The following is a 17,809-nucleotide window of genomic DNA, read 5'->3' on the forward strand; positions in this document are numbered from 1 at the left end:
TTTACTCTGTCGCAAACACGCCTTGCGACGGACGCGCCTCACGCGCGCAGCGCTTGCCGGCCGTGTAGTCGTTGATCAGGTCGCATGGTGTGTAGTTGCGGTCCAACTCGTACAACTCGTCTTCGGTCAGCTTGGTTTCGAGCGCGCCGAGTGCGCTGTCGAACTGCGCAACCGAATCCGCGCCGACCAGCATGCTGGCAATCCCCGGGCGACTGAGCACCCATGCCTGCGCAATCTGCGCGGGCGGCACACCGCGACGCTTGGCCACTCTTGCCACCGATTCCGCAATCGCCAGCGATGCCGGATCGCCATACATCTGCGCGGTAAAGAAATCGGTCTGGTTGCGGGTGGATTTCGGCTCGCAAGTCAGCAGACCGCGTGCCAACGGGCTGAACACCGACACACCAACGCCCTGGTCGATGCAGTACGGCACCATCTCGCGCTCTTCTTCGCGGTAGGCGAGGTTGAGCTGGAGCTGCATGTTGATCGGCTTGTGCCAGCCGTTGCGCTCGCACACTTGCATGATCTTAGCGAACTGCCACGTGTACATGGTCGACACACCGAGGTAACGCGCCTTGCCGGCCTCGACAACGTCATGCATCGCGCGCATGGTTTCCTCAACAGGCGTGTTCACGTCGAAGAAATGCAGCATGTAGACATCGACGTAGTCCATGTCGAGCCGCTTGAGCGACGCATCAATGCCATCGAGGATGTGCTTGCGCGAATGGCCACCCGCATTGGGGTAGTTGCCCATGTCATAGCCAACCTTGGTGGTCACGACCAGCTCTTCACGGCGCGCAAGGCGCTTCAGGATGCGGCCGACAACCTCTTCGCCAACACCGGTCGAGTAGAAATCGGCCAGGTCGATGAAGTTGACACCGGCTTCCAGCGCGTGGCGCACGATCGGCTCGCTTTGCGCCTCATCAAAAATCCACGGCTTCCACTGCGGCGTGCCCATGTTCATCGTGCCCAGGCACAGGCGCGATACCTTCAGGCCGGATTGGCCCAGGCGGACGTATTCCATCTTGGGTCTCCTCAGCCCTTCTTCGGGGTGTAGAACGGATTGGAGACTTCACGCGCGGCGGCAAACACGGCTTCCTTGCGCGGCAGGCCTTCCATGGCGGCGATGATCGCGTTGCGGCAGGCCTTGTAGTTGTTCTCGAACACGGCGTCGAGGTCGTCAGTCTTGGGGTTCACCCAGTTGGCCGACACGACCACCCAGTCGTTCTCCGCTTCCGGCGGCAGCGTGCCGTTTTCCAGCGCTTCGGCAACAGCCTTGGCGATGCCTGCCTGCGAGGCGCCCCATGTAGCGTTGCCATGGAAGTCGCTCTCGATCGGCGCCTTGTTCACGTACAGCGTGAGCGGCTTGGTCGGCACGCCCGGCTGCGCAATGATGACGAACGGTGCATGGCCAGCCGACGGGGTTGCCAGTGCGGTGGAAAACGCCTGGCCGGCAGGACCGTTGCGGGGGCCAACCAGCACGTTGATGTGCGCGAGATTGACACCGGGGCCTTCAAAGCCTTCGCCGATGTAGAGCTGCTTTTGGGTGGAGGAAGTCATTGCAATGTCACGTCCAAGAGGGTTATGCGTGGCCATTGTGTCGGCGCGCGAATCCACCCGGGAAGCGACAAATTTCGATGACGGGGTATGCGGGGGCCGCATATCGGGACTAGCCCCAAGCTGCGGCGCGGCAGAGATTCCGCGGAAGGTATGCGTACCCTCGTGGCGGGCCGGCCGGTCGGGAAAGCGCAGAGTAGCCTTGCCAGATGGGCTCTCATGAGAGAAGGAATGCCAGGCGGCTTCGCGCTGACGTTGCCGCCATGGGCCAGGGCGTAAGTGGTCTTTGCTTCAGTTGCGGTTGTTGTCGTTGAACAGCCGCAAGAACGCCTGTGACAGCGGCACTCCGGTATCAACGAAGATGGAACATGAAGTCATGCGTCGTCGACATAACACAAGCCTCATCCGGTGCCGCACCGGCATCGCGCATCACAAGTACGAATGCATAGCCCGACACCGAGGCTCAAGCGTGCTGCGCTCGGCCCTGCTCCAGGCTGGACACAATCAACTTCTCATACACGCTGTACTGACCTGAAGGCAGCACTGGCCGCAGCGTCTCCAGGCATTTCTCTGTGCCGTACAGGCGCTGCGCAACCCAGCCAACGAGGTAGAGCGCAGCAAGACACCCGCCAGCCGTGGCGACATTGCCATCGTTCACGAATGGCCGCTCGTCGGGTTCCACACCTTCTGCACGCAGCGCCTCACGCGCGTCAGGATGCGTCGTCGCCAGGGGATGCGCAAGCAGGCCAAGCCGCGCAAGAATGAGCGCCCCCCCGCAGATGGAGCCGATCAACTGGCGACTCGGGTCCAGCTGAAATGCGCCCATGAAGGCGGCATCCGACATGGCGGCAGGTACGCCCTCCTTGCCGCTGGAGAAGAGCACGACATCGGCCCGGCTGGCCTCTTCAAGCCGGCCATGCGTCGGAATCAGCAGACCATGGGCCGATCGGAGTTCCGGTTGCTTACCCAGAATCCGAACTTGCCAATCCTTCCTGTTGCGACCCAGAATGTCCCACATCAGGAACAGGTCGATGTCGGTGAATTGCTCAAAGGCGATCAGTGCGATTTGCTTCATTGGCGGCTCCAGAATTGAAGCCGCAGTCTAGAGACGCCGGCACGGCCATACACAGTCTGTACGTTATCGTTACCCCCACCCATGCTGACGCGAGATCAATGGATTGCCGCCGCACTCGATGCGCTTGACCACGAGGGCTACTCCGGCGTGTCTGCCGAGCGCCTGGCCCGGCGCCTGAAAGTGACGCGCGGCTCGTTCTATCACCACTTCCGCAGTCGCGAAGCCTTTGTCCGCTCCGTGCTCGCGCAATGGGAGCAGGACTACACCGAGCGGATGCTCGCCCATGCGGCGGAAGGTCTCACCCTGGAAGATGTGCTCACGCGCTATCTGGCGGTGGCCGCCGACAAGCACCCGCAGCGGGAGATCGCGATTCGGGCATGGGCACGCCGGGACCGCGTGGTCGCTGAGTACCAAGAGCGGGTCGACCGCACCCGATTGTCATTCGCCATCTCGACCTGCCGCGCGAGGATGGACAACCCTGTCGACGCAGAGATCGTGGCACGCTTCGCACACCTGTGGCTCATCGGCGGACAGCAATCGGGGGAGCGTAACCAGCCGGCGTCGTTTGCGCAGCTTGCTCAGATGGCGATTGCGCGGCTGCGGAGCGGCGGACTTCCGCATCGACTCCCTGTGTAGGAGATGCTGCATGGATTCCCACTCCACAACAACGGATGAGCTGGTGCTGCAGGAAGCGCACGCAGGCGTCGTCACCCTCACCCTGAACCGCCCGCTGCAATTCAACGCACTGTCTGAAGCCATGCTGGATGCTTTGCAGCGCGCCCTTGACGACGTGGCGACAGACAACGGCGTACGTTGCGTGGTGCTCGCCGCCGCAGGCAAGGCGTTTTGCGCCGGACACGATTTGCGCGAAATGCGCGGCACACCGCAGCTCGCCTACTACCAGGCGCTGTTTGCGCGCTGCAGCGTGGTAATGCAGGCCATCCAGGCACTGCCGGTGCCGGTCATCGCGCGGGTGCATGGCATTGCCACTGCGGCGGGCTGCCAGCTCGTTGCCAGTTGTGACCTGGCGATTGCGTCCGACGCGGCACGGTTTGCAGTATCAGGCATCAATGTTGGCCTGTTCTGCTCAACGCCTGCCGTAGCGCTGTCGCGCAACGTCTCGGCCAAGCGCGCATTCGACATGCTGGTAACGGGCCGCTTCATCGACGCGGCCACGGCTGCCGACTGGGGCCTCATCAACGAGGCCGTGCCTGACGCGGCGCTTGACGAGGCCATCGCGCGCAAGGTGGCCGACATCCTGTCAAAGAGCCCCGCCGCCATCCGCTATGGCAAAGCGATGTTCTATCGGCAGCGGCAGATGGCACTGAGCGACGCCTATGCCTACGCCGGCGATGTCATGGCGCGCAACATGATGGAAGAGGATGCCGGCGAAGGGATTGACGCGTTTCTGGAGAAGCGGCCGGCCACGTGGCAGCGGTGAGCGGATTCAGTTTTGCACCTGAATCCCCGCACCGCCTGTGCCTCAATGCCGGGGATCGCAGATCGAACAGGGGCGTTTCTTCAGAAGGAACGGTTCGGTCTCGGCTTAAGTGTGGGCGATGGTCTTACCTGCCCAGCGGATGAAAAACCCCTTGGTGGATGGCCTCGCGAGCAAGCCGGCTGCAGTCAGCACCCGTGATTTCCACATTCGATCCGTGCGAGTTTTGCTATCCTTTCTTGCGGCGTATCGCGCTGTGCGATACGCTAAAACCTTGCTGGCCCATTCACCTACTTCTGAATACTCCTATGGCAACCAAAGCTAAAACAGCAGCAAAGAAAGCAGCACCGAAGAAGGCCGCGCCGGCAAAGAAGCCTGCCGCCACCACGGCATCGGTCAAACCGTTGAAGAACACGTTCACCAAATCGAGCCTGGTGACCCATCTGGCCGAACAGGCACAGGTTGACGCCAAGGCGGTGAAGGCGGTTCTGCTGCATCTGGAAAACACCATCACAGGCGCACTGCACAAGAAGGGCGCCGGCGAGTTCACGCTGCCGGGCCTGTTCAAGGTGACGTCCGTGAAGGTTCCGGCAACCAAGCGCCGCTTTGGCAAGAACCCCTTTACTGGTTTGGAGCAGTGGTTCGAAGCGAAGCCGGCATCGGTGCGCGTGAAAGTCCGCGCCCTGAAGAAGGTCAAGGATGCGGCCCTGAACGGGTAACACGCCGCAACAGGAATACAGGGGGCTTCGGCCCCCTTTTTTCATGCTGCGCCGGAGCGCACAAGCCCTGCCATACACTCAACACGCTAAATCGTCCGGTATCTCCACCTGATCAAGGAACATTTAAGTGACGCCATTCACATCTGCCTGGTTGCGCCGAGTGGCCCAGCTATCCGTGGTTTTGAATATGGCGCTCGGAAGCGCAACACTAGCCGTGGCGGCGCGATCAGCAGAGCCGACAACCGCGGAAGCATCTGAAAAGCAATGTGAGGCCGTCATTGATGGCGATATTCAACGCTTGCGCGCATTGAACGAACCGCTGCAGCCTTTCCTCAAGTGCCCGCATACCGTATTCACGCAGGCGAGCATCGCCACCGAAAACCTCCGGCAGGAGGATTGGCTAGCGTTCCGTGATCTTGCCCGCCCGGAAGACCGGGCAGAACTGAATAACATGCGCCTGGATTTCTTTATCGGTCTGGCGCCAAACCAGCTGCATGTGAAGCCGGTCTTGCGCGGGATCGAGTTGCTGCTTGACGACGGCGCCGCGCCAACGCGAGACGGCAAGTACGCCTGGGGAGAAGTTGGGCGCCTTCTGCAAGTGCTTGGTAACGGCCGCGTCACGCCTGAAGAATCAGCGCAAGTGGCTCACCTCTTTCTCGATCGCCTGCTCGACAAGGCGCCTGCGGAGCAGACGGCAGATCTATCGTCACTCTGGTCGGGCATTGTCGATTTACCGGAACCGCAGCGAGGGGAAGCCCTGCAACGGCTGAAAGCAAAGTTCAGCCAGTTCACCCCAAGCCGCGATGCATGGCAGCGCGATCCTGGGGTTACCTATCCGCTCAGAAGCGCGGATATTACGGTTGCCATCCGCAAGCGCGCGCCCATCGACGTCGTGCGCGACCTGCTTGACCTGCGAGAGCCTGCCCCGCCCGAGATGGCCGCCTGGGATGCCGCCATCCATGCCGGCCGCCTGGACATCGTCGAAACCTTGATCCAACGCGGCTATGCGCTTCCCGTGCAACGCCACGCAACCGGCGTCTGGACATCGCCGCTGATGAGCAGCGCCCAGGTTGCCATCAAGGGAGATACCCGTGCGCTGGAGATGCTGATCGGCATGTCGCCGCAGCCGCTGATTCCGGATGAGGTCAACCAGCGCATGAAAACCGTGCTGTTTGAGGCGTTGAATAAGATTCACGAAGTCCAGCTCCGGCATATCAATGACCAGCTGAACGCGATGTCGCCGTCGAGCCGTCTTGTTGATATCAACGCGCGGGATCCTCGTGGCTATAGCTTACTGGTCCGCGCCGCGGCCTATGGCGACCTGCCGTTGACGAAATCACTTCTGGAGGCGGGCGCGGACCCAAATGCCAAATCCCCCGCAGGCTTCACCGCACTTGCCTACGCACGCTGCCATGGGCACCCGGATGTTGCACAACTTCTGCAGCAGAAAAGTCACTCAGCCCAAACGGACGACTGCCCGCGCTGAGTACCGGCACAGCCAACGTCAACCGCACTAGCGTGCCTGCACAGCTTCGGACTCCACGCGATCAGGTTGGAACGGTCTGGCATCCAACCGGCGGAAGATCAACGCAGACAGCACCGTCACCAAGCCCATGGTGAGGAAGGCGAGCTGGTAAGCCGGAGCGGCCACGCCGAGCTTCACCGAGAAAAGACTGACGAGCCCGCCGCCAATCGTCACCCCCAGGCCGATCGCCAGCATCTGCACCATCGAAAACAAGCTGTTGCCGCTGCCAGCATCCTGGTGGGACAGCCCCTTGAGCGTGATGCTGTTCATGGCGGCAAACTGCATTGAATTCGCCCACCCGAAAATCGACAGTTGCAGGATCGACAGCGCCAGCGGCCAGCCCGGCGACATGGCCGCAAACGATGCAATGGATACACCGACGATCAACGTGTTGATCAGCAGGAATCCGTCATACCCGAACCGGTTCACAAGGGGCACGACCCAGCGCTTGGCAAGCATGCCCGCAATGGCAATCGGCAACAGCAGCAACCCCGAATGGAACGGCGAATAGCCAAGCTGCAACTGAAACAGCAGCGGAAGCAGAAACGGCACAGCGCCCGAGCCAATCCGGCAGAACAGGTTGCCGATCAGGCCAACACTGAAGTTGGGCTCCCGGAACAGCGATAGCCGGAACAGCGGAGAGACACGCCGCCTTGCATGCGGGATATAGAGCAGTGCACTGACGAGACTGACGGCAACGAGTAGCGCACTCCACGGGCTATCCGCGCCGCTCTCCAACGCCAGTGAAAACGTCACCATGCACATCGACAGCAGACCGCAGCCGATCCAGTCGAATGGCGCCACCGCGTTGGATGCGTCCTGCGGCAGATAGCGTCGTACCGCGAGCAGGCCCACCAGACCGACCGGCACATTGATCAGAAAAATCCAGTGCCAAGAGGCATCCTGCACGAGCCATCCGCCCAGCGCCGGCCCCAGGAGCGGCCCCACCTGCCCGGCCACCGACACGAAAGCCAGTGCCGCGATGTACTGCTCGCCCGGAATATTGCGCAACACCGCCAGCCGGCCAACCGGCAGCAGCATGGAGCCCCCAATACCCTGCAAAACGCGGGCGATGACGAGTTGCGGCAGCGTGTGGGCCGTGGCACAGAACACTGAGCCGATCACGAAAATCAGGATGGCGCTGAAATAGACGCGACGCGTGCCGAACTTGTCAGCCAGCCAACCCGACGCCGGCGTCAGCAGCGCCATGGTCAGCGTATAAGCCACCACGACCGATTTGAGGTCGAGCGGTTTCTCGCCCAGGCTGTGCGCCATCGAGGGCAGCGCGGTATTGACGATCGTCGTGTCCAGCGCCTGCATGAAGAAGCCTGCAAAGACGATCCACAGCATGGCCTTCTGAGACACATCCTGTTTGGCGACGGCGGAAGAAGCGGTGTGCATGCGCAATCCTGGGAGTACCTGCCCAGAACGTTCCGGACAACACCCGCAATGCTACGCATGGTTGACCAATCGGGAACCCCTCTGGAGACGTTGACTGTCATCGGAAAATCCGATGACAATGCGCCATGCTCAATCCCGTATGGATTCAGACCTTCGCCACCGTGGCCGCGGCACGCAGCTTTACCGATGCCGGGCGCCAGCTTGGCTTGTCGCAATCGTCGGTCAGCGATCACATCCGCCGCCTGGAACAGAGCGTGAACCGACGGCTGTTTGTGCGCGACACGCACTCCCTATCACTGACGCCCGATGGCGAGGCGCTGCTCGTCCACGCAAGGCTGATCCTCGAATCGCTGGCGCGCGCCGAGCTGCAGTTCAGCGCGCCTCGGCTACAGGGGCGCGTTCGGCTGGGAACATCGGAGGACCTGGCCTCCGGGCCACTGCCCAATCTGCTGGCGGCATTCCGTGCCACGCACCCGGACGTCGAGCTTGAGATCACGATGGGGATGACCAGCAAGCTTTACGAGGGCATTGAAGACGGCTCGCTCGACCTGATCATCGGCAAGCGCCGCGAAGGCGGGCGGCGCGGTGTACCGCTGTTCCGTGGTCAGCTCGAATGGCTGGCGCGGCCCGGCACCGCAGTCGATGTGGGTCAGCCGCTGCCGCTCATCCTCGTCAATGAGCCGAGCGTGACCCGCTCGGTGGTGCTGGACACACTGGCGGCGGCAGGCTGGCTCTGGCGCGTGGTGTGCACCAGCAGCAGCCATTCCGGCTGCATTGCCGCAGCACGCGGCGGCCTAGGCATTACGGTGCGTGCGCAAGACCTGACCGGGGGCGGACTGGTGCCGCCCGTCAACGTCGATGCGCTGCCGCCCCTGCCGGCAATCGAATTCATCACGCTGTCGGCGCGGCGGCTGACCAAGCCTGCGGAAACGCTCCTGCAGCTCATCCGCAAGAGTGACCTGCGCGCAGGGCGGGCGGACTGAAAGCGAAAGGCGGAATACCGCCAGGACGACAGCAAGCGGTAAAGGGTAAGGCGATCGACGCCCACCGCGGAGTGCAAGGCGGCACCTCTCCCCTGCAAATGGCCGATGGAACGTAATTTGGCCGCGCGATGGGCTCACGACCATGCTGCTCCATCTGCAAGGCCAGCCAGCTACCCGGGGTGGTTGATCTCCATCAGAATGCAGGTTTCAAATCGCGTGGGTTGTCCCTCGCGCCCCCGGAGACTTCATGAATGCTCCCGCAGGAACCGCCGGCTATGGCAGCCGTGCGACTGAGTTGGTTGCGCAGTATGAAAGCATTGCGTTTGAGGCGGTTCACCGAGATGTCATCCACCTCTTTCCGCAACATGAAGCCGATGTGCTCGACATCGGTGCCGGCTCCGGCCGCGATGCTGCCGCACTGGCTGCACGCGGGCATCGCGTCGTCGCGGTCGAGCCAACACCGGAGTTACGTCAAGAAGGAAAGCGGCTGCATCCGTTGCCCAATCTTGAATGGGTGGACGATCACCTGCCGATGCTGCGTGTGATGCGCAACAGCGCGCGGCGCTTTGATCTCATCCTGCTCACCGCGGTCTGGATGCACCTTGACGAAACGGAGCGGAAGGTTGCAATGTCTGCCGTGGCCGGATTGGTGCGCGCTGGTGGCGTAATCGTCATGTCGCTTCGGCACGGTCCGGTTCCGGAGGGGCGGCGAATGTTCGATGTGTCCGCAGACGAGACGATCGCTCTTGGTCGACAAGCCGGCTTGCAAGAACATCACCGCAGCACGCGCGAAGACATGCTTGGCCGGGGTGATGTGACGTGGAGTTTCCTCGCCCTGAAGCGGGAATCCTGAATTACCGCAGCCGGCATGACGCCATGCCCTTCCTCAGGCATGGCACGTCTGCGGATACCCTGTTGGACGTCTACACGGAGGCAAACCGATGGCACGCGTTCGAGTTGCAGGCTTCACCATCTCGCTCGACGGATATGGAGCGGGTCCGCATCAAGACATCAACAATCCGCTCGGCGTTGGCGGGATCGAACTGCACCAGTGGCTGATCCCGACACGCACATTCCAGCAGGCCCTGTTCGGCAGGGACGGCGGTACGACCGGGGTGGACGATGATTTCGCTGCCCGTAGCTTTCAGAATGTCGGCGCCTGGATTCTCGGGCGGAACATGTTCGGCCCCATTCGCGGGGACTGGCCAGACATGAATTGGAAAGGCTGGTGGGGAGACAGCCCGCCGTATCACGTTCCGGTGTTCGTCCTGACCCACCATGCTCGCCCCTCTATTGAGATGGAGGGCGGCACGACGTTCCACTTCGTCACAGGAGGCATTCGCGAGGCGCTTGACCGTGCACGTGAGGCTGCTGCCGGAAAGGATGTGCGGATCGGTGGTGGACCGAACACCATCCGGCAGTATCTTCGTGAGGGTCTGATTGACGAACTGCACATTGCGATCTCGCCTGTCCTGCTCGGCCAGGGGGAGCCGCTGTTCGAAGGGCTGGACTTGCGGGCGCTGGGGTACGCATGCGTTCAATCTGTCGCGTCGGAGAAGGCCACGCATGTCGTCCTGCAGCGCCAGGCGCGGGCGGACGCTAGCGCTTGAGGCTTCTCCGATCTGACGGCGTCATCCGAACCTCGGGGGCCGGAAACGATTTTCATGACCACGCTCGGCCTACGCATGGATGGCCGAGCGCGCCGTTGGCAACAGCCGGTGCGTCTCGGTCGACCGAATCGGCCACTGCGCCAACTGCGGGGCAATCTCACGCGCCCATAGATTCGAGCGGCCGAATGCCTCAAACCGTGCGAGGTCGGGAAACACGGCAACGCCCACCAGCACGTGCTCGCTTGCACGCACGGGCAATCGGGGGAAGTTGTTCTCACGGGGCTCTGTGGTGTACCAGCCCTGAGCGCCCGCGCCACCGACGTTGAGAACGTAGGTCATGCGTTCGCGGCAGAACGCCAGAAGCTCTGTTGACGCCGGCGCCTCCAGATAGAAGACCGTGATGTCGACAAACCCTGGCGGGATCGCCACCGCATCACGACTCGCGCGGTGCATCACATCCGTGGGCAGGTGTGCGCCCTCCCAGGCGGGGCGCAGCAACAGTACGTTGTCCGAATCCAGCATCGTGGCGTTGGCCGCCTCGGCATGCGCCTGCCAGGTGGCGCCGCCATAGAAGGCCTGCAGGCCGCTCAGACGGGTCTGCATGCTCTCAAACCCACGCAGCCAGACAAACAGATCCGGATGATCCAGGTCGCGGAACTGTCCCATGATCGTCATCCCGACCGCTTCCTGCGGCTCGACCAGCTCACGATCAAAGAGGTCAATCAACGCATCGCGCTTGTTGGGGCGAAGCGTGTATTGGCGCAGCTCGATCACCTCCAGTTGCCTGTCTTGAATGCTCGCGTTCATGTTTGACCTTTGCTTGGGGGAATGCACCCACGATATGTCCATTAACATGACACCTCATGTCATGTATTTGAGGTCGTAGGACATTCATGAAAGCGAGCCGGCTGCTGTCGATCATGATGCTGCTGCAAGCGCGCGGGCGGATGACTGCACCGGCACTGGCTGAAGCACTGGAGGTTTCCGAACGCACGATCCTGCGGGATATCGATCAGCTCTCCACTGCCGGCGTGCCCATCTGGGGAGACCGCGGTCGCAACGGCGGCTTTCAGCTGCGTGAGGGTTGGCGCACCGACCTCACCGGCCTTACCCAGCAGGAAGCGCACGCGCTGTTTCTGGCAGGTTTACCCGGCCCAGCAACGGAGCTTGGCCTGGACGACATGGCGACCTCCGCGCGGCGGAAGATGATTGCAAGCCTGGCCCCAGACTCGCGCGAGCACGCGGATCGCGTCGCCAGCCGGCTGCATATCGATACGGTGGATTGGTACCGCGCACAGGAAACGCCGGTGTTCCTGCGTGAAGTGGCCGACGCGGTGTGGAGCGCGCACCGTATCGAAGTGAAGTACGAAAGTTGGCGCGGCGTATCCAATCGCGAACTTGAACCGCTCGGCCTGGTGCTCAAAGGCGGGGCCTGGTACCTGGTTGCCAAAGTGGTGGGCAAGCCCAGCCCATTGACCTTCCGGCTCGCGAAGATCGTCGAACTCAAGCCCTCGCGCCGCCGCTTCAAGCGGCCCGCACGGTTTGATCTGGCCAGGCACTGGCATGACGCCATGCACCGGTACGAAACCGATCTCTATCGGTTGACGGCGCACATTGCTGTCTCGCCGCGTGGCGAGAACTGGCTCATCAACGCGCGCGTCAAGACGATGCCTGTCGCGCAGGATGCCGGGCATGCCGAGGTGCCATCCGGCTGGAAGGCGTGTCTGATGCCCATCGAATCCATCGAGCACGGTGCGCGAAAGTTGCTGGGATACGGCGCCCACGTAAAGATACTGGGGCCGCAGGAACTCAAGCATCAGTTGATGGAAGAGCTGCTGCAGTTGAAGGCGCTCTATAAGAAGTAAGCCCGCGCAGCTACGCCAGCGCACCTCCACACAGTCCCCAACGGTCGTCGCTCGCGCTATCCAAGCCCCCATCTCCGGCGACTGAAAGCCCGTTTCACATTGCGAAATTCGTCTGGAATTTCCGCGCCACCTCGTTTTCGCTCCGCGAAAACACTTTCCGCATTGCAAAAAACAGTACGTAACCCGTTGAAAAATAACCATAAACAAAGTCTTATGTCTTATATAAGACCTTGTTGCGACGCATCAAGGCAGCACTACAATTTGGTCATGCGGTTCGCTTCGAGTTTCGACAAACGTGGCGACACACCCACCCAGTTACTCAAACACGTTTTGCCCTTAGGAGAGACACATGGCCCAGTACCAAGACGACATCAAGGCAGTTGCCGGTTTGAAAGAAACCCACGGCAGCGCATGGAATGCGATCAACCCCGAGTACGCAGCCCGCATGCGTGCGCAGAACAAGTTCAAGACGGGTCTGGACATCGCCAAGTACACCGCCAAGATCATGCGCGCCGACATGGCTGCCTACGACGCTGATCCGGCCAAGTACACCCAGTCGCTGGGCTGCTGGCACGGCTTCATCGGTCAGCAGAAGATGATCTCCATCAAGAAGCACTTCAACAGCACCGAGCGCCGCTATCTGTACCTGTCGGGCTGGATGGTCGCTGCGCTGCGCTCGGAGTTCGGCCCGCTGCCGGACCAGTCGATGCACGAGAAGACCTCGGTCAGCGCACTGATCCGCGAGCTGTACACCTTCCTGCGCCAAGCGGATGCCCGTGAACTGGGCGGCCTGTTCCGCGAGCTGGACGCCGCCAAGGATGCCGCTACCAAGGCCGCCATCCAGCAGAAGATCGACAACCACGTGACGCACGTGGTGCCCATCATTGCCGACATCGACGCTGGTTTCGGCAATGCTGAAGCCACCTACCTGCTGGCCAAGCAGTTCATCGAAGCCGGTGCATGCTGCATCCAGATCGAAAACCAAGTGTCGGACGAGAAGCAGTGCGGCCACCAAGACGGCAAGGTCACCGTGCCGCACGAGGACTTCCTGGCCAAGATCCGCGCGATCCGCTACGCGTTCCTGGAGCTGGGCGTGGACGACGGCATCATCGTGGCCCGTACTGACTCGCTGGGCGCCGGCCTGACCAAGCAGATCGCCGTGACCAAGGAGCCGGGCGACCTGGGCGACCAATACAACGCGTTCCTCGACTGCGAAGAGCTGTCGGCAGATCAACTGGGCAACGGTGACGTGGTCATCAAGCGCGACGGCAAGCTGCTGCGCCCCAAGCGCCTGCCGAGCAACCTGTTCCAGTTCCGCGCTGGCACGGGCGAAGCACGCTGCGTGCTGGATTGCATCACCTCGCTGCAAAACGGCGCCGACCTGCTGTGGATCGAAACCGAGAAGCCGCACATCGCGCAGATCGGCGGCATGGTGAAAGAGATCCGCAAGGTCATCCCGAACGCCAAGCTGGTGTACAACAACAGCCCGTCGTTCAACTGGACGCTGAACTTCCGTCAGCAGGTGTATGACGCAATGAAGGAAGCCGGCAAGGATGTGTCGGCCTACGAGCGCGGCGCGCTGATGAGCCCGGAATACGACGACACCGAACTGGCCAAGATCGCTGACGAGAAGATCCGCACCTTCCAGGCCGACGCATCGCGCGAAGCCGGTATCTTCCACCACCTGATCACGCTGCCGACGTACCACACCGCCGCGCTGTCGACCGACAACCTGGCCAAGGAATACTTCGGCGACCAAGGCATGCTGGGTTATGTGGCTGGCGTGCAGCGCAAGGAAATCCGTCAAGGCATCGCCTGCGTCAAGCACCAGAACATGTCGGGCTCGGACATCGGCGATGACCACAAGGAATACTTCAGCGGCGAAGCAGCGCTGAAGGCTGCCGGTAAGGACAACACGATGAATCAGTTCCACTGATACGGGTCTTGCCTCAAGCAAAACGCCAACCCTAGGGTTGGCGTTTTTTTTTGGAGGCGCCGAGAAGACTCACCAGCCGGAGCACCCTACGACAGCAAGCGCGCGTGTAGGCCTGCCTGAGCGAAAGCATTCAATAGCAAATGCCGGTAGCCGTAGAGTTGGCATTGATGGTGGGTGTATTGAAATTGACGATATGCGGAGCCCCACTCGCGCAGGCCATCACCCAGGCTTTCTGATTTTGCACGGCGGTGCCCAGAAGGATGTCCGTCTGCCCAGGGCTCAACGAGTCAGCACCTTGCTCATACACATAACCGGTTGGGCTGTAGGAGGCTGAATGGCCCTGGCAGACAAATAGCGAACCCGTTGAGCTGGGCGCCGTTGCGTAGAGGTTGCAGAAGGAATAGCCAATTCTGGCGTTGCAGGTATTCGTCACGGTAATCGAGCCCTGTGCGTTGGTGCCCATGCGCAAGCAATTGACGGCGCTCGTGCCGGAATTGGTGCTGATGCTGCCGCTACTGCCACCGCTGCTGCCGCCGTTGTTTCCGCCCCCATTGCCCGGCGTGCCGCCGTTGGAACCCGCCCCCACGTAGACGTAAAGGCCTGCGTGGTCGCCGCCCGCGCAGTTACTGTAGGCAAAACCGTAGCCCGTTGTCGTGCTCGGGTTGACGGTCACGTTCAGGCCCTTGGCAAACGTCTGCGCATTGGTGAACCAATCCGCTTGCGTCACGCCCGTGCTGCAACTTGCGCTGAGTACGACGTTGGTCCCGGCCGGCAATGGACTGTTTGCCGTGGATGCCGGAGACGCAGACACCGTGCATTGCGGCTTGACGGCACTGCAGCTTGCGCCATCGCCGGTGAGGGAACCTCCAGACCCGGATGCATTGCTGCCACGACTTCCATCATCGCCACCGCCGCATGCGGCGATCATCAGAGCGGCGCTTGCGCATAAGAGCAAGGTCGCCAGCCGGTTGGTGCGTTTCATTGTGATCTCTCCCTGTTTTGAACATGACCTGAGCCGTAGAAAGGGGGATCGCTCAGGTAGGCGCAGAAATAACAAACCGGGTGGGCGCAAACATCCCCAAATTTAGGGGCACAGCGGGACAGGGAAAGACGTTGATAAGGAAGACGCTTCCTGAAAGGCCGGCACTTGATCGGTATTGCAGACCTTGCCGTGTGCCCGCCCACCCTCAACGGTGGGCGGCTCCCCTACTCAACCAGTTAGAGGGCAAGACGATGGCATTACTGATTCAAGCTATTCCCTTCTCTTGCGGACGCTGCTCCGCGTATTTCCCTTCCCCGCCTTGTACAGATCGCACGCTATTTGCGGAGGTGCACGATGGCGCTTGAACGTAACCGAGACTATCTGCAAGGTGCGCTGGCAGCTCGCGATTTTCTGCGGCGGACGCAGGCGGGGTTGAAGCTGCATCGGCAGTTTGAGCCGAGGGTGTTTCGGTGGGAGTTTCAGAGTTACGCCTGCGAAAAATCGGCGGAGTACCACGCGGGGCTTTTGGATGGGATTGGGGTGTATCTGCTCACCACGTTGGAGGGGGTGCTGGTGGAGTTGTATCGGTGGGAGTTGTTGGGGGCGTTGGAGCGGGGGCGGGGTAAATAAGAAGGTGTAGTTGCGTTCCGCTGGGATGGGCGGGGAAACTTACGGCGAGGCATCACTCACCACATTCGACTTGGCCAGCAGAGACTGATTTTGTACATCTTGTACAGCATCCCGCTTCTTCTATATGGCATTCCTTTTGCCGTCGCGCTGCTCATGCCGGGACGCAAATCCCTGCTTGGCCTTGCGGTGCTGATCGGGGTGCCGGCAATTTGGTTGTCAATTCTCGCGTCGAACGAACTTAACGATCCTGATACCAACGGTGGTTTGGGTGCAGTCATTGGCGCCGCGTTGATCTGGTACGCCAGCGCCGGCCTTTGGGCTGGGATCGTAACGCGCACAATACTGCTATGGATGCGTCGGTTCAATGCGGGTTGGGTGGCATGGCATGCTGTGGCGATCTGCGGTCTGGTTGCGCTACCTGCCGTACTGACGGTGTCGCAATACTGGCGCAAATGGTAAGCACCGAACAACGCAACCTCGGCGATCGATACCTCAAAGTCGATCATGCCGGCGAGCACGGCGCCATCTGCATATACACGGGCCAGATCGCGATAGCTCGACTCTTCTTTCCCGACCTCGTCCCCGAACTCATCCAATTTCGCTCGGACGAGCGCAATCACAGGGCGATCTTCGGTGCAGAGCTAGAGCGCAGGGGCCTACGTCGTTGCAGAAGTTACTGGCTGTGCGGTGCAGGTGGACTTGCGCTTGGCGTGCTTACCGGGCTACTGGGACGCACAGCGGTTTCTGCAACGACCGTTGCTGTAGAAAGCGTTGTGCTCAGGCATTTGGAACAGCAGCTTGCAGCGTTGACCAGGCAGCCGCTTCCGCAATCTCCGCCATTGTTTCGGAAGAACGACGGCACCACGACGATGCGGCTGACCGCATAACAAATGGAAACGTGTGGACGGGTGTTCTGACGCCTATCGTGTCTGGCGCTACAGAGGCCGTCATTTGGCTTGGTATGCGGTTGTAACCGCGGAGGGGATACTTGTTGTCAGCCTTGGGGTTTCTCCTGCTTTGTCTGTGCTACCTCAGCCCGTTCATGCTCCCGCCACTCGTGTTGGGATGGGGCCGGCGGCTTGAGGTGAGCATCTGGCTGTTCGTTGCCGCATCTGTCGTCCTGAGAATCACCACTTGGTATGACGCGTGTCAGATTGACGCAAAAGACTACCCAGACAATACATCGCTCGGGTCTTGGTATTGGATCCTGCTCATTGGGTGGTTTGGCCTGGGACTTGGACTGGCTCTAAGAGTCGTGATCATGTTTTTCCTTTCATACCTCGGTTATCACGATAAGGACGAGTATGGGAATCTTGAAAATTTCAAGAAATGGCTCGTCGGAAGGAAGCCGGCCAAACTCTCTTTCGCATCGAAAGTGCTCCTGATGTGGCCAATTGCGGCGGGTGCGATCAGCTTGCTGACAACGCAAGGCCGCTATAACAATGGGCCATACTTCTTTGGTCTGTTTCACTCACTCACTGAAATGGCACCGCTAATCTTGATGGGGATTGCACTGGGTATTGCCTTCTGCAGTGCGCCAATCAGATGGGCCCTATTCAGTGCTCTGCCGGCCGTGCTGTTCCAGCTCTATTTCTTCTGGACCGATATGGATCCATTTGGTCCAATGTGGAGCACGATATGTGTCCACCTCGGAGCAACCCTCACCCTCATACTCATACCCGCTTATGTGGCAGGGCGTTTGCGCTATCGGCAACCGCTCACTAAATCCATTCCAATCCAACGTTAAAGACGCTGTATCGACGGGCCGCGAAACTTGATCCAGTAAAAGACTGCAGTAATTCCATTCAGCAATACAGATAGATACGTGGACAACCAGAGTCGTACTACAGCCCTCTATCCCCTACACCACCATCTCCGTCCAACTCACTGCCTCTTTACGTCCAATAACCGACTGCACCTGCTGCCCCCCCCCGGCAGGTACGGTAGCTGCTCCGCACGCAGCCGGTGATGTTCTGCGCGGCTGTTGGGCTGCTGCCGGTTTCATGGACACCTTGTTAAGGTGGAAAATGAAACTGGAGGTGGTTTATGGGAACGAGGCGGCAATTTAGCCGGGAGTTCAAGCTTGAG

Annotated in this window: 19 protein-coding genes; 13 read left to right on the forward strand and 6 right to left on the reverse strand. The window is 60.8% G+C overall.

Features of this window, described 5'->3' with window-relative positions; translation table 11 throughout:
* Position 1 precedes the first annotated feature (1 nt).
* The 3 genes from R2N11_RS25275 to R2N11_RS25285 form a co-directional block, all read right to left on the reverse strand.
* Positions 2 to 1,024 carry an aldo/keto reductase gene (locus tag R2N11_RS25275; RefSeq protein WP_199029535.1) on the reverse strand — a complete coding sequence of 341 codons (1,023 nt, stop codon included), beginning with the start codon at positions 1,022 to 1,024 and terminating at the stop codon, positions 2 to 4.
* An 11-nt stretch (positions 1,025 to 1,035) separates the two neighbouring features.
* The gene (gene fae / locus R2N11_RS25280) at positions 1,036 to 1,560 is read right to left on the reverse strand and encodes a formaldehyde-activating enzyme (RefSeq protein ID WP_199029533.1); all 525 of its coding nucleotides are present in this window, start codon (positions 1,558 to 1,560) and stop codon (positions 1,036 to 1,038) included.
* Positions 1,561 to 2,020: 460 nt separating this feature from the next.
* Complete coding sequence (locus R2N11_RS25285) at positions 2,021 to 2,632, reverse strand: DJ-1/PfpI family protein (protein WP_199029531.1); 612 nt, start codon at positions 2,630 to 2,632, stop codon at positions 2,021 to 2,023.
* Positions 2,633 to 2,713: 81 nt separating this feature from the next.
* Here R2N11_RS25285 and R2N11_RS25290 point away from each other — a divergent pair, with 81 nt between their 5' ends.
* The 4 genes from R2N11_RS25290 (at position 2,714) to R2N11_RS25305 (ending at position 6,275) form a co-directional block, all read left to right on the forward strand.
* Positions 2,714 to 3,268, forward strand: coding sequence for a TetR/AcrR family transcriptional regulator (locus R2N11_RS25290; protein ID WP_316682824.1), 555 nt, complete (start codon positions 2,714 to 2,716; stop codon positions 3,266 to 3,268).
* Between the two features lie 10 nt (positions 3,269 to 3,278).
* Entirely contained in the window at positions 3,279 to 4,073 is a 795-nt protein-coding gene (locus tag R2N11_RS25295) for an enoyl-CoA hydratase (RefSeq protein WP_316682825.1), read from the forward strand.
* Between the two features lie 305 nt (positions 4,074 to 4,378).
* A complete protein-coding gene (locus tag R2N11_RS25300; protein WP_199029525.1) occupies positions 4,379 to 4,789 on the forward strand; it encodes an HU family DNA-binding protein in 411 nt (136 codons plus the stop codon).
* Between the two features lie 127 nt (positions 4,790 to 4,916).
* Entirely contained in the window at positions 4,917 to 6,275 is a 1,359-nt protein-coding gene (locus tag R2N11_RS25305) for an ankyrin repeat domain-containing protein (RefSeq protein ID WP_316682826.1), read from the forward strand.
* 27 nt (positions 6,276 to 6,302) lie between these two features.
* Here the strand turns inward: R2N11_RS25305 and mdtD are convergent, their stop codons facing one another.
* Positions 6,303 to 7,715 (reverse strand): multidrug transporter subunit MdtD, encoded by a 1,413-nt coding sequence (mdtD, locus tag R2N11_RS25310; protein ID WP_199029521.1) that lies wholly within the window; start codon positions 7,713 to 7,715, stop codon positions 6,303 to 6,305.
* Positions 7,716 to 7,840: 125 nt separating this feature from the next.
* Between mdtD and R2N11_RS25315 the strand changes: the two genes are divergently transcribed.
* The 3 genes from R2N11_RS25315 to R2N11_RS25325 all read left to right on the forward strand — a co-directional run bounded on the left by R2N11_RS25315 (position 7,841) and on the right by R2N11_RS25325 (position 10,308).
* Entirely contained in the window at positions 7,841 to 8,698 is an 858-nt protein-coding gene (locus R2N11_RS25315) for a LysR family transcriptional regulator (protein WP_199029519.1), read from the forward strand.
* 247 nt (positions 8,699 to 8,945) lie between these two features.
* Entirely contained in the window at positions 8,946 to 9,551 is a 606-nt protein-coding gene (locus R2N11_RS25320; protein WP_316682827.1) for a class I SAM-dependent methyltransferase, read from the forward strand.
* An 88-nt stretch (positions 9,552 to 9,639) separates the two neighbouring features.
* Positions 9,640 to 10,308 (forward strand): dihydrofolate reductase family protein, encoded by a 669-nt coding sequence (locus R2N11_RS25325; protein ID WP_316682828.1) that lies wholly within the window; start codon positions 9,640 to 9,642, stop codon positions 10,306 to 10,308.
* A gap of 69 nt (positions 10,309 to 10,377) precedes the next feature.
* Here the strand turns inward: R2N11_RS25325 and R2N11_RS25330 are convergent, their stop codons facing one another.
* On the reverse strand, positions 10,378 to 11,115 hold the full coding sequence (locus R2N11_RS25330) for an NIPSNAP family protein (RefSeq protein WP_199029513.1): 738 nt from the start codon (positions 11,113 to 11,115) through the stop codon (positions 10,378 to 10,380).
* Positions 11,116 to 11,201: 86 nt separating this feature from the next.
* Between R2N11_RS25330 and R2N11_RS25335 the strand changes: the two genes are divergently transcribed.
* Together R2N11_RS25335 and R2N11_RS25340 are read left to right on the forward strand one after the other, a co-directional pair.
* Entirely contained in the window at positions 11,202 to 12,173 is a 972-nt protein-coding gene (locus tag R2N11_RS25335) for a helix-turn-helix transcriptional regulator (protein ID WP_316682829.1), read from the forward strand.
* 349 nt (positions 12,174 to 12,522) lie between these two features.
* Entirely contained in the window at positions 12,523 to 14,109 is a 1,587-nt protein-coding gene (locus R2N11_RS25340) for an isocitrate lyase (protein WP_199029509.1), read from the forward strand.
* A 130-nt stretch (positions 14,110 to 14,239) separates the two neighbouring features.
* On the opposite strand, the gene R2N11_RS25345 is transcribed toward R2N11_RS25340, so the two are convergent.
* The gene (locus tag R2N11_RS25345) at positions 14,240 to 14,836 is read right to left on the reverse strand and encodes a hypothetical protein (protein WP_316682830.1); all 597 of its coding nucleotides are present in this window, start codon (positions 14,834 to 14,836) and stop codon (positions 14,240 to 14,242) included.
* Between the two features lie 609 nt (positions 14,837 to 15,445).
* Between R2N11_RS25345 and R2N11_RS25350 the strand changes: the two genes are divergently transcribed.
* From R2N11_RS25350 to R2N11_RS25365, 4 genes are all read left to right on the forward strand, one after another.
* Positions 15,446 to 15,721 carry a hypothetical protein gene (locus tag R2N11_RS25350; protein WP_316682831.1) on the forward strand — a complete coding sequence of 92 codons (276 nt, stop codon included), beginning with the start codon at positions 15,446 to 15,448 and terminating at the stop codon, positions 15,719 to 15,721.
* A 99-nt stretch (positions 15,722 to 15,820) separates the two neighbouring features.
* Complete coding sequence (locus R2N11_RS25355) at positions 15,821 to 16,180, forward strand: hypothetical protein (RefSeq protein ID WP_316682832.1); 360 nt, start codon at positions 15,821 to 15,823, stop codon at positions 16,178 to 16,180.
* Positions 16,174 to 16,608: a demethoxyubiquinone hydroxylase family protein gene (locus R2N11_RS25360; RefSeq protein ID WP_316682833.1), complete on the forward strand. Its 435-nt coding sequence runs from the start codon at positions 16,174 to 16,176 to the stop codon at positions 16,606 to 16,608. Before R2N11_RS25355 ends, R2N11_RS25360 begins: the two co-directional genes overlap by 7 nt.
* Before the next feature lie 197 nt (positions 16,609 to 16,805).
* Positions 16,806 to 17,468, forward strand: a complete 663-nt coding sequence (locus R2N11_RS25365; RefSeq protein WP_316682834.1) for a hypothetical protein — start codon at positions 16,806 to 16,808, stop codon at positions 17,466 to 17,468.
* Positions 17,469 to 17,809 lie beyond the last annotated feature (341 nt).

The organism is Ralstonia flaminis (genome assembly GCF_958415495.1).
Classification (GTDB): Bacteria; Pseudomonadota; Gammaproteobacteria; order Burkholderiales; family Burkholderiaceae; genus Ralstonia; species Ralstonia flaminis.